This is a genomic window from Flavobacterium araucananum (genome assembly GCF_002222055.1).
Taxonomy (GTDB): domain Bacteria; phylum Bacteroidota; class Bacteroidia; order Flavobacteriales; family Flavobacteriaceae; genus Flavobacterium; species Flavobacterium araucananum.
On sequence record NZ_MUGS01000002.1, the window covers coordinates 332687 to 344979 of the forward strand.

12 protein-coding genes are annotated in these 12293 nt (G+C 32.6%); 6 read left to right on the forward strand and 6 right to left on the reverse strand.

Annotated elements, in window-relative coordinates; all coding sequences use genetic code 11:
• Positions 1-216 precede the first annotated feature (216 nt).
• The 5 genes from B0A64_RS01765 to B0A64_RS01785 all read right to left on the reverse strand — a co-directional run bounded on the left by B0A64_RS01765 (position 217) and on the right by B0A64_RS01785 (position 5965).
• The gene (locus B0A64_RS01765; protein WP_089477940.1) at positions 217-1749 is read right to left on the reverse strand and encodes a tetratricopeptide repeat-containing sensor histidine kinase; all 1533 of its coding nucleotides are present in this window, start codon (positions 1747-1749) and stop codon (positions 217-219) included.
• Positions 1750-2098: 349 nt separating this feature from the next.
• Positions 2099-2527 (reverse strand): hypothetical protein, encoded by a 429-nt coding sequence (locus B0A64_RS01770; RefSeq protein ID WP_089477815.1) that lies wholly within the window; start codon positions 2525-2527, stop codon positions 2099-2101.
• A gap of 237 nt (positions 2528-2764) precedes the next feature.
• The gene (locus B0A64_RS01775; RefSeq protein WP_089477816.1) at positions 2765-4900 is read right to left on the reverse strand and encodes a polyribonucleotide nucleotidyltransferase; all 2136 of its coding nucleotides are present in this window, start codon (positions 4898-4900) and stop codon (positions 2765-2767) included.
• A 177-nt stretch (positions 4901-5077) separates the two neighbouring features.
• The gene (gene rpsO / locus B0A64_RS01780) at positions 5078-5344 is read right to left on the reverse strand and encodes a 30S ribosomal protein S15 (protein ID WP_041516556.1); all 267 of its coding nucleotides are present in this window, start codon (positions 5342-5344) and stop codon (positions 5078-5080) included.
• A gap of 165 nt (positions 5345-5509) precedes the next feature.
• Positions 5510-5965, reverse strand: a complete 456-nt coding sequence (locus B0A64_RS01785; RefSeq protein ID WP_089477817.1) for a GAF domain-containing protein — start codon at positions 5963-5965, stop codon at positions 5510-5512.
• A 71-nt stretch (positions 5966-6036) separates the two neighbouring features.
• Here B0A64_RS01785 and xrtF point away from each other — a divergent pair, with 71 nt between their 5' ends.
• The 6 genes from xrtF to B0A64_RS01815 all read left to right on the forward strand — a co-directional run bounded on the left by xrtF (position 6037) and on the right by B0A64_RS01815 (position 10820).
• The gene (gene xrtF / locus B0A64_RS01790; protein ID WP_089477818.1) at positions 6037-6573 is read left to right on the forward strand and encodes an exosortase family protein XrtF; all 537 of its coding nucleotides are present in this window, start codon (positions 6037-6039) and stop codon (positions 6571-6573) included.
• Complete coding sequence (locus B0A64_RS01795) at positions 6563-7009, forward strand: exosortase F system-associated membrane protein (RefSeq protein ID WP_089477819.1); 447 nt, start codon at positions 6563-6565, stop codon at positions 7007-7009. Before xrtF ends, B0A64_RS01795 begins: the two co-directional genes overlap by 11 nt.
• 45 nt (positions 7010-7054) lie before the next feature.
• The gene (locus B0A64_RS01800; RefSeq protein ID WP_089477820.1) at positions 7055-7453 is read left to right on the forward strand and encodes an HYC_CC_PP family protein; all 399 of its coding nucleotides are present in this window, start codon (positions 7055-7057) and stop codon (positions 7451-7453) included.
• Between the two features lie 109 nt (positions 7454-7562).
• Positions 7563-9569 carry a TonB-dependent receptor plug domain-containing protein gene (locus B0A64_RS01805; protein ID WP_089477821.1) on the forward strand — a complete coding sequence of 669 codons (2007 nt, stop codon included), beginning with the start codon at positions 7563-7565 and terminating at the stop codon, positions 9567-9569.
• 50 nt (positions 9570-9619) lie between these two features.
• Complete coding sequence (locus B0A64_RS01810; RefSeq protein WP_244285323.1) at positions 9620-10009, forward strand: heavy-metal-associated domain-containing protein; 390 nt, start codon at positions 9620-9622, stop codon at positions 10007-10009.
• Between the two features lie 130 nt (positions 10010-10139).
• Positions 10140-10820, forward strand: coding sequence for a DedA family protein (locus tag B0A64_RS01815; protein ID WP_089477822.1), 681 nt, complete (start codon positions 10140-10142; stop codon positions 10818-10820).
• A gap of 236 nt (positions 10821-11056) precedes the next feature.
• Here B0A64_RS01815 and rodA read toward each other — a convergent pair whose 3' ends face one another.
• Positions 11057-12292 carry a rod shape-determining protein RodA gene (gene rodA / locus B0A64_RS01820; protein WP_089477823.1) on the reverse strand — a complete coding sequence of 412 codons (1236 nt, stop codon included), beginning with the start codon at positions 12290-12292 and terminating at the stop codon, positions 11057-11059.
• Position 12293: the final 1 nt, after the last annotated feature.

Genomic DNA, 12293 nt, shown 5'->3' on the forward strand with positions numbered 1-12293 from the left:
AAACAAAAAAAGTATACAAATATAGAAGTAATGTAAGATAATTTAGACTGAAATAATTCTATTAGTTTTGTTAATAGCGTGTTGTGTAAAAGAGAGGATTCTTTTATTAGAAATCAATATAGATTTAATTCTATAGCAATACAATACAAATAGGTATTTGTATTAGTGTTTAATTTGCATTAAAAGGAATCTGCTTTAGAGCAATTGGCTGGATTTTTAAACAATCGTTTTTGGGAAGCTTAAGATCATTTTGGTTCCTTTATTGATCTCACTTTCCATGGCTAGCGTACCGCTATTTTTCCGGATCATTTGTTTGCATAATTGTAAACCTAAACCGGTACCTATAATTTCAGAACCACTTTTTTTGGCTAAAAGCTCTCCTTCTTGTAGGAGTTCTTTAATGGTGCTTTCGCTCATTCCTATCCCGGTATCCTCAATTACAAGATCACAGAAATCAGGGGTGGTTTCTTGGGTATAAAAACTTATTTTGCCGTTTTCATTAGAAAATTTAATAGCATTGTCCAATAAGTTACGCAGTACAATCTTGAGCGAATCCAGATCTACAAAAATAAAGATGTTTTTTGAAACCAAATTGTCAAAAGTAAGTGTTTTGTCAAGCAGTAATGGCTTATAGCTGTATTCGATTTGCTGTACAATAGAGTACAAATGAACAGATTCTTTTTGAAAATAGAGTTGTTTGGTTTGCAGCATCGCCCAATGCAGTAAGTTGTCTAATAAGCTATAAGCTCCATTTGCAATCGTACTGTTTTGAATGATGAGCTGGTGTAATTCGTCGTAATTTTTAGTTTCGAGAGTAGCAGATAATTTCGAATTACTTGTTTTCAATGCATTTACAGATGATCTTAAATCATGGCTTACAATAGAGAATAATTGATCTTTTGTGGCGTTGAGTTCATCGAGTTTGTTTTTTTGGAGCAGTATGATTTTCGCATTTTTTACTTTTTGACCATACAAATAAACTCCGGCAGTTAGAATTAATAATAAGCCAATGGCAGCAAAAAAGAAGCCATTACGTTCATTGTTTTTAAGCTTGTTCTCGACTTCGAGCACTTTGATTTGTTTTTGTTTTTGAGCTACGGCGAACTTTTTCTCAAAATCGGCCACTGCCCAAATTTTATTTTGATTGTTTAGTGAATCTTTCCATTGAGTAGATTCTTTTCTATAAACTAGGGCTTTTTTGTAATCGCCTCTATTTTCTTCTACCACTGCCATATTGAAGGCTGTGGTTTGTTTTAAGTCGAAATCTTTTATATTTTTAGATAAGGTATACGCTTTTTGAAAATAGTGTATGGCTTGTTGGTCTTTATATTGTGCGTAATAAAAATTAGCAATATTTATATTAGCTCGAACCACACTTTTTGTGATTTGTTTTGGATTTAAAAGAACCTCTTTTTTTAGGTAAAATTCTGCTTTTTTATATTGATTTAAGTGCAAATAACAGATTCCGATATTTTCATACAAAGTGGCTATTTCGCTTTCATCTTTATGGTTTAGTATTTCTTTTTCGGCCTTCAAATAATAAACAATTGCTTTGTTGAATTTTTTTTCATAATAAAACAGTAATCCAATATTATTATCGACCTGATAATAATATTGGAAAGATTTGTTTATTATACCAAATTCAATGTGTGCTTGTTTGTAGAGTCCTTTTTTTCTTAATGAATAACCTCTAAAATAATGACAATAGTTTCTGGTTTCTAAATCAGGACTAGAATTCAACTGCTTCATAGAATACACCAATGTGGAGTCCCATTTCTTTTTTAAGAAAAAGTATTGTGCTTTGTTAAAGTTAATTTCGCTTTTTAGTGAATTTGCTTTTTTTTGAATAGCAATATCAAAATAATTTAAACTTTTTTCTTGTTGAGAGAAAACTATTGAATAAAAAAAAAGAAACAGTAAGAGAAACTTGTGTTTTTTTTGAATCATTGTTGATATATTATAAAAATCACTAAGAATTGATTGTATTGATGATTAATGAATTTGTAGATAAAATCATTATTAAATATTTATCAAAAAACAATAATCATCAATAAAAATGGTGTAAATCTAGAAATATAAATGGCTAACTACTTTTTAGTTAATCTCCTGCGCTTGTTTTTGTGCCTCTAGAAATTGTTGGATCTTCTCCTACGCCGCCATCTAAAGGTGGAACTGTATATTGTAAGTAAGATGTAACTTCTGTAATATCTTCAACATTTTCAGCAGTATAATCTATTTCTACATACCAAACATCATAGGTGTCAGGGCTATATCTATCCCAAATGTACTTAAAGTAAATTTCGGCAGTACCGTTTTTATTTTGTGTCAGGCTTCCAAAAGTCGGAGCTTTCGACTCTAAAGAATTAATGTAAAGAGTAGCACAAATTTTTAATATTTTTTCTCCTTCTTCATTTTCATAAAAGTTTACAGAAGATAGGGGAGGAATCGGAAAAGTTAGATTCTCGATGTCTGTAAACTTGAAATCATCTCCGTTGATTTTTGTAATTTGAACAACTTTCAATGTCATAATAGGGTTTTTTTAGGGTTAATGAATTTATTTTTGGTGGGTTAAAGTTATTTTTTTTCTTTGAATAAAGTGTAAAATTCATGTATTTTTTTAGTTTTATTCTCGTTAAAAAATAAAAGCCAATTATTCGACAAAAACAAGCTTTTTTAATTTGTTTTGTTCCAAAACGAAAAACCCCAATTCAACTAAATGAATTGGGGTTTTCTATGAATAAACCTTTAGTAAACTAAGATCTGATTACTCTTTTTTCTCCTCACGTGGAGGTCTTGGTAAAAGTGCTTTTCTTGACACTTTTTCTTTTCTTGTTTTAGGATCAAGTCCTAAGTATTTAACCTGAAATACATCGCCCATATTTACTACATCTGTAACGTTTTCAGTACGTTCCCAAGCAAGCTCAGATACGTGTAGTAAAACTTCGTTTCCAGGTGCAGCAGTATATTCTACTACAGCTCCAAAATCAAGCATTTTAATCACTTTAACTTCATAAGCTTCGCCCATTTGAGGTTTGAAAGTAATAGATTGAATTTTAGCCAATACCGCTTCAATTCCGGCAGGATCTGTACCTAAGATTTCGATAACACCTTCTTCGTTTACTTCGTTGATCACGATAGTTGTTCCCGTAGCTTTTTGTAATTCCTGAATTACTTTTCCGCCAGGTCCAATTAATGCTCCAATAAAGTTTCCAGGAATAGTTCTGGTAATGATTTTTGGAGAATGCGCTTTAACATCTGCATTTGGTTTCGCAAGAGTTTCAAGCAATTTGCCTAAAATATGCAAACGTCCATCACGAGCCTGAGCTAATGCTTGCTCCATGATTTCGTATTTCAATCCGTCAATTTTGATATCCATTTGACAAGCTGTAATACCTTCTGAAGTTCCTGTTACCTTGAAATCCATATCTCCTAAATGATCTTCATCACCTAAAATATCAGATAAAACTGCAAAACGATCGCCATCAGTAATCAATCCCATTGCAATTCCGGAAACCGGACGGATCATTTGAATACCAGCATCCATTAAAGCTAATGTTCCGGCACAAACTGTAGCCATAGAAGAGGAACCATTTGATTCTAATACTTCAGAAACAACTCTGATCGTATAAGGGTTTTCAGCAGGAATCATGTTTTTCAATGCTCTTTGAGCTAAGTTACCGTGACCAACTTCTCTTCTTGAAGTTCCTCTTAACGGACGAGCTTCTCCTGTAGAAAATGGTGGGAAGTTATAGTGCAAATAGAACTTTTCTTCTCCTTGTTCAGATGGTGAATCAATTTGGTTTGCTTCTCTGGATGTTCCTAAAGTTGCAGTTGCCAATGCTTGAGTTTCTCCACGTGTAAACAATGCAGAACCGTGTACAGATGGTAAATAATCTACTTCACACCAGATAGGTCTGATTTCTGTAGTTTTTCTTCCGTCAAGACGGGTTCCTAAATCTAAAGTTACATTACGAACAGCCTCTTTATTGGTTTTATAGAAATATTTAGCAACTAAGTCTCCGTTTTCTGCCAATTCTTCTTCTGTAAATAAAGCTTTTACTTCTTCTTTTACAGCATCAAATGCAGCAGAACGTTCATGTTTAGCTGAACCAACTTTTGCAATGTTGTAAATTTTATCATAAGCCGCTGCTTTTACTTTTGCGTATATAGCATCGTCTGTTTTTTCAGTTTCATAAGTACGAACTTCTTTTTTACCAAAAGCAATTGCTAATCTTTCCTGAGCATCAATTTGTACTTTAATATGTTCGTGAGCAAATTTAATTGCTTCTAACATTTCAGCTTCTGAGATTTCTTTCATTTCTCCTTCTACCATTGCGATAGAATCAGTCGAAGCTCCAATCATCATATCAATATCTGATAATTCTAATTGTGCACGAGATGGATTGATGATAAATTTACCGTCAATTCTACCAACTCTGGCTTCAGAAATTAAAGTTTCAAAAGGAATGTCAGACAAAGCAAGAGCTGCTGAAGCGGCTAATCCTGCTAATGCATCCGGCATTACTTCTTCGTCATGAGACATTAACTGAATCATAACCTGAACTTCTGCGTGATAATCACTTGGGAAAAGCGGACGTAAAACACGGTCTACTAATCTCATTGTTAATACTTCGCTGTCGCTAGGGCGCGCTTCTCTCTTGAAGAAACCACCTGGAAAACGACCTGCTGCTGCAAATTTTTCACGATAATCTACCGTCAATGGCAAAAAGTCGATACCTGGACTTGCTTTTCTTGATGATACAACTGTTCCTAAAATAACAGTTTTACCAATTCTTACTACTACAGAACCATCAGCTTGTTTGGCTAAACGTCCTGTCTCGATTGTGATGCTTCTGCCATCACCTAAATCGATACTTTCTACAAATAATTGTGGAATCATAAATTTTTCCTTATTGGTTATACAATGGGTTTTAGTTGTGTTGTAGTTGTTGTGTGTAGTTGTTGTTAATCTAAAACCCAATGAAAAACCAAACTTTTTTTCTTATTAAAAATGCTTGTAATGCTTATAATCTGTAAAAACAAAAAGAGGCACTTTCGCACCTCTTTTCTATATTGATTATTTTCTGATATTCAATACTTTGATAATCTCACGATATCTGTTGATCTCTTTCTTTTTCAAGTAATCTAACAACGATCTTCTTTTACCTACTAATAGTACTAATGAACGCTCAGTATTATAATCGTGACGATTTTTTTTCAAGTGCTCTGTTAAGTGACTAATTCTGTAAGTAAACAATGCGATTTGAGCTTCTGCTTTTCCAGTGTTTGTTGCTTCACCGTGTTGTGCAAAAATCTCTTCTTTCTTTTCTTTAGTTAAATACATTCCAATATTATTTAATGATTTTTATGTATGTCATACATCTTTTGTAAGACGGTGCAAAAATAATACTTTTTTTTCGAAAAAATAAATTTAAAGATTGAAAAAATTAAAGATTTAGCAATTAAGACTAAAAAACTTCTTTATATCAAGGTTTAAAGGGGGTGTTTTTTAGAATAATTTTGCAACTTCCTGATTTACAAATTCTAAAAAGCGTTCGTCAGCTTCTGTAAAAGGGTCTATTACGTGACTGTCAATGTCAATTTGACCAATGTTTTGTCCGTTTACAAATAAAGGAACCACGATTTCAGATTTTACTGTAAAGCTACAGGCAATATAATTGTCCTGAGCGGCAACATCCGGCACTACAAAATTTGCATTGCTTTCTGCGACTTGCCCGCAAATTCCTTTTCCAAAAGGAATTACAGTATGATCTGTTTCAGCCCCAACATAAGGACCTAAGTGCAATGTTTTGTTTTCATGATTGGCAAAATAAAAACCAACCCAGTTATAATATTCTACATTTGCGTTTAAGAGTTGGCAAATGGCTAATAATTTTTCGTCTCTAAGCGTTTTAGTATCAGCTACAATAGCGCTTATTTTTGGTTGTAATTCCTGAAATGTCATGATGTAAAAATTTTATACAAAAGTATTTAAAGCTAATCTCAAAAAATACATAAATTTGAAAAAAATTTCCATTGAAAAAATACCTCATACAATTTAAGCCTTTCCTTATATTTATAACCACTTTTTTTGCAGCATATATTTTGCTTACAATCGTTTATAAATTCTATTTAGACACTTTTGAAACAAAGGATGTTGACGGGATAACTTATATTGTAGGTAAAAATGTGGCGCAATTAATGAATGTATTTAATTGTGATATCAAAATTTATAAAAGTAGTACCGATTCCTGGCTAGAGGTGTGGTACAATAAAAAATATGTTCTTAGAATCATTGAAGGCTGTAACGCTGTAAGTGTTATCATTTTGTTTATTTCTTTTATACTTGCTTTTTCCGGAAAACTTAAAACTACGTTGCTTTATATCGTGTTTGGTATTTTGTTTATTTATGTTCTCAATGTTATTCGGATTGCTTTGTTGGCAGTTTCATTATTTTATGTTCCTGAAAAAGAACATATTTTGCATGGTGTTCTTTTTCCATTAGTTATTTACGGTGCAGTCTTTATTTTATGGATTGTCTGGGTAAATAAATTTTCGAAGTATGCTAAATAAATTACTGCAACATAAAGTTAAAATTCTCATAGCAATTCTTGTCATCTTTAGTTTTGGATTGATAAGAGCTTTTGAGAGTAAAATATTTTATGATCCCTTTCTGGTTTATTTTGAATCCGATTTTAAAAACGCACCTTTTCCTCCAGTAGATTTTTTTAGCCTTTTCTGGAGCCTTTTATTTCGATATGCTTTAAATACTGCTTTGTCATTGCTCCTTATCTATACTTTATTTCAGGATCTTGAAATAATCAGGTTTAGTGCGTTTTTATATGGTTTCTTTTTAATAGTGCTTTTAGGGATGTTCCTAATAATTATAGCATATTTTCCTGAGGGTAATTGGCTTCTTTTTTATGTTCGAAGATTTATTATTCAGCCCATATTTGTATTGTTGTTTATTCCTGCATTTTATTATCAGCAACAAAATCTTAAAAAATAACATTTTATTAAATACTTTTTCAAGTCTTTTAGGTAGTTTTGCAGTATGAATCTAAAAAAGTGCACAGGATTATTTTTAGCGTTCCTATTGTTGGTTTCCAACATTGGGTTTGCTTTTGATGTGCATTATTGTGGTGGCAAAATCGCTTCTGTTTCATTAAATACTTCAGTTACGGCATCTCCTGAAAAGAAATGTTGTGGAGCATCAGAAAAAAAATCTTCTTGTTGTAAAGACAAAGTAGTTCATTTTGAAAAAAAATCTGATGATGCAACGCTTAAGTTTTTCTTTTTTCAATTTGCTTTTCCAGCCGTAATTCAGGAATTTAAACCAATTGCTTTTTTATCAATTCCAAATTTCAAAAGCAATCAAATCACTTCGTATTATTCTGATGCGAATGCCCCCCCGTTATTTAAATTATACAGTCAATATATTTTTTATTCCTGATTTTAATGTTTAGAATCAAGCTATCTGTTGGCTTGCGCTATGCTGTTGGTTTCATATTTAGTGAAATTTCTTAAGACAGCTTTTCTAATTAACATTAAAATCTTTTTTTATGCAAAAAAATATTATGCTTTTGGGTATGATGTTGCTTTCTATTGCTGTTTTTTCGCAAGAAGATCTGGAAGAAGTAAAAATCACCAAAAAGCAAAAAGGAATTAAAAAATCCTATACGCTTACCACCAATACGAGTCTTATTACAAGTAAAGAATTACTAAAAGCCGCTTGTTGTAACCTGGCCGAAAGTTTTGAAACAAATCCTTCAATTGATGTCAATTTTTCGGATGCCTTAACAGGAACGAAGCAAATAAAAATGCTTGGATTAACAAGTCCTTATCTCATGATTACCGAAGAAAACATACCGTCGGTTCGTGGGGCTTCTCAGGCTTATGGGTTGTCATTTACTCCGGGAACCTGGATCGAAAGCGTCCAGATTACCAAAGGAGCCGGAAGTGTTATTAACGGTTACGAAAGTATTTCAGGTCAAATAAACACAGAGTTGTTGAAACCTTTAAGCGATATTCCGTTCTTTCTAAATGTTTATGGCTCTACAGATGCTCGTTTTGAGGTTAATACCCATTTTAATAGAAAGCTATCGGACAAATGGGCAACAAGTTTGTTTGTTCATGGAAATGCACGCGTCGCAAAAAACGATATGAATGATGATGGATTTCTGGATAATCCGTTAGGAAAACAAATAAATGTACTAAATCGTTATCAATATTATAATCCGGAAAGTGGCTTGGTTAGTTTTATCAATTTCAGGTATATGAATGATAAAAAACAAACCGGAGAAGTAGATTTTGATAAGGACAGAGATCGCGGTACAACAAATCACTGGGGTTCAGAGATTAATACAGAACGTTTTGATGTCTCTACAAAAATAGGATATGTTTTTAAGGATATGCCATATCAAAGTATTGGTTTTCAAAATGCTTTTAACAGTCATAATCAAAATTCTTATTTTGGTCTGAATCTGTATGATATAAAGCAAAATAGTTTTTATTCGAACCTGATTTTCAATTCGATTATTAATAATACGATGCATAAGTTCACGACTGGTTTGAATTTCTCATACGATCAGTATCAGGAATTTGTAAACGTGACTGATTACAGCAGAATTGATAATTCAGTAGGAGCATTCTTTGAGTATACCTATGATAATACCGACAATTTCAGCGTAATTTTAGGCGGAAGAGTTGATAATCATAATCGTTTGGGCTTTTTTGTGACCCCTCGTTTACATGTAAGATACAATCCGTGGAAAGATGCAGTAATTCGTTTTTCTGCCGGAAGAGGGAAACGTTCTGCAAATATTTTTGCCGAGAATCAACAACTTTTTGCTAGTTCAAGAACGTTTTCGATTTTGGATACCGGTGGCAAGATCTACGGTCTGAATCCTGAAATAGCATGGAATTATGGGGTGAGTTTTTCTCAGAAATTCAAACTTTTTAATAAAAATGCCGATATTGGTTTTGATTTCTATCGCACCGATTTTCAAAATCAGGCCATTGTAGATTTGATGCAAAGTCCGCAGCAGGTTTCTTTTTATAATTTAAAAGGAAGTTCTTTTGCAAATAGCTTACAAGTTGAGTTTAATTATGAGCTTATTCATAATTTGAATTTGAGAACCGCTTATAAATATTATGATATTCAAACCGATTATTTAAGTGGTACTTTTCAGCGTCCCTTGCAGGCAAAACATCGTTTTTTAGGTAATCTGGAATATGAAACAAACTTGAACGATGGTAAACAATGGAAGTTTGATTACACCTTCAATTGGTCCGGAAAACAACAATTGCCTTATACAGCATCTAATCCTGTTCAGGACCAATTTCCTGATTTTTCGCCATCGTATGCTGTTATGAATTTTCAGGTAACACGAGTGGTTTCACCTGTTTTAGAAGTCTATGTTGGAGGAGAAAATATTGGAAACTATAAACAAGAAAAAGCAATTTTAGGGGCTCAGGATCCGTTTGGTCCTAACTTTGATGCTTCGATAGCCTATGCTCCAATTTTTGGACAAATGTATTACGCAGGATTGCGTTTTAAAATAAAATAACGATTGGGTAAATTAAAATAATAATTTTACAAACATTAATAACAGACAAAATGAAATCATCGATTCACGAATACAAAAAAAACAATATAAAAGGCATGAGTAAAAACATACTTTTAATTGCATTAGTGACTTTTTTAGGATTTTCGGCACAAGCTCAAACTAAAAAGAATAAGAATTTAAAATACACTACAGAAGTAAATGGTAATTGTGAGCAATGCAAAAAGCGCATAGAAAAAGCAGCTTTTGGTGTTCCGGGTGTAAAATCGGCTATATGGGATATTAGTTCACATCAATTGGCAGTTATTTTAAATGAAGAAAAATCATCTCCCGCAGATTTAAATAATGCTATTGCTAAAGTAGGGCATGATACAAAAGAGGTTAAGGCAACAGAAACTGATTATGACAATTTGCATACTTGTTGTAAGTATGTAAGAGAATAATGATCTTGAGAGCCCAAGTTTAAACTTGGGCTTTTTAATAGTTAATTTATCTTTAAAATATGTCATTTTATTGGTGTTGACGCAAATTATTGTTAATTTCACGAACTTATAAATATAACCAAACGCATTTATGAATAATTTTGATTGGACTCAATTAATCAACCCCGAATTTTATATCACATTAAGTATCGGCGGTTTTCAAATTGGTTTATTTATTGTTTTGTTTATAGTTTTTGCTGAAACAGGACTTTTTGCTGGTTTTTTTCTTCCCGGAGATAGTTTGCTTTTCTTGGCGGGTATTTACAGTCGCGATTTAATGCTTAACGTTATCGATATTCCATCTGATTTTATAAATGTCTTTTTGCTTTCGACTCTGGTTGCAATCATGGGGGTTTTGGGTAATATGACAGGATATTGGTTTGGAGCTAAAAGTGGCTACTATTTGTTTAAAAAAGAGGATTCTTTCTGGTTCAAGAAAAAGTATCTTTTGCAATCTAAAGACTTTTTCGAAAAGTATGGTGGAAAAGCAATTATCTACGCACGTTTTCTTCCTATTTTCAGAACATTTGCACCAATCATTGCAGGAATAGTTTCTATGGATAAAAAGAAATTCATGTTTTATAATATTTTGAGTTCTTTTTTATGGTCTTTCATCCTGATTTTTTCCGGACATTATTTATACGGAGTATTTTTGAAACATGGAATAGACTTAAAACAACATATTGAGTATATCATTATTATAATTGTGATCATATCGACATTCCCGGTTTTACTGAAGTTATTGAAAAAGAGACCAAGCGAAAAGATATAATTAGAATAAAAAACATAAAATACAAAAAAGTCCGAAGTTTTAAGCTTCGGACTTTTTTTATGCTTGAATTTGTATGATTTGTGCAGTCCTTAATAAAAGGTTATTTGGAGTTTTCTATGATGCTGCCAGGTATAACTAAAGCTTGTGGAAAGACCTTGATTCAGCATAAGGGATAAACTGCTGTATAAATAATCTCGTTATTTTAGTTTAGAATTTTACATTGCAATTTACCAAGATTACCACTCGTTTACTTTGTTTGCATCCATTTTTAAGAATATAAACAATAAAATTGTGAATCCCCAGAGTCCCGAACCTCCGTAAGAAAAGAAGGGAAGAGGAACTCCAATAGTTGGAAAAATCCCGATAACCATTGCAATATTAACAAAAAAGTGAGTGAATAAAATCCCGGCAACACAATAACCATAAACTCTGCTGAATTTTGTTTTTTGTCTTTCGGCCAGATAAATTACCCTTAAAAATAAGGCAACAAAAAGCGCAATAACAACCATAGAACCGGCAAAACCCCATTCTTCACCAACAGTCGTAAAAATATAATCCGTATGTTGCTCAGGAACAAAACCTCCTTTGGTTTGGGTTCCTTCTAAAAATCCTTTGCCAATCCAGCCTCCGGATCCTACTGCGATTTCAGATTGATTTGTATTGTATCCAATACCTTTCATGTCGACAGTTTTACCCAGTAATATATTAAAACGGTCACGGTGGTGTTGTTTGAAAATATGGTCAAAAACATAATCTACAGAAAAGACAAATGCTGAAATAATAGCTAATAGAATACCGCTTAAAAGAATGTTTCGATCAACAGCCCTACCTTTAAAATGTATAATAATTAATACGCCCAAAGCAATTAAAACGACCGCATAAGGTTCTAGAACAAGTGTTAAAACGAACAATAAAATAGTAATAAAACCAGTCCATACATACCAGGAAGGTAATCCTTCTCTATACAAAACAACTATAAAGATGCTGTAAATTAACGCACTTCCGGGGTCTGGTTGTGGTAGAATTAATAATACAGGCAAAAATACAATAGCCAAAGCCTGGACTTGCCTGTTTACATCTTTTAGATTAATTTGTGTGTCACTTAAGTATTTTGCCAAGGCTAATGAAGTGGCCGCTTTTGCAAACTCAGATGGTTGTATGGTAAAACTTCCTATGGCATACCAACATCTTTGTCCGGCAATGGTTTTTCCAAAAAGAAATAAACCTGCTAACGATAATAGCGAAACGCCAAAAATAATACTGGCATATTTTTCGTAGAATTTTCCATCAACAAAAAGTACGATAAAGATCAACGGAATTGTACACCCAATAAAAATCAGCTGTTTTTGATATGTTCCTTCTGTCGATAATAATGATGACGAATAAATATTTAACCACCCTAGTATTACCAACGTGCTGTAGATAAAAACACTTATCCAGTCAATGTTATTTTTTACACTTTGATTTCTCATT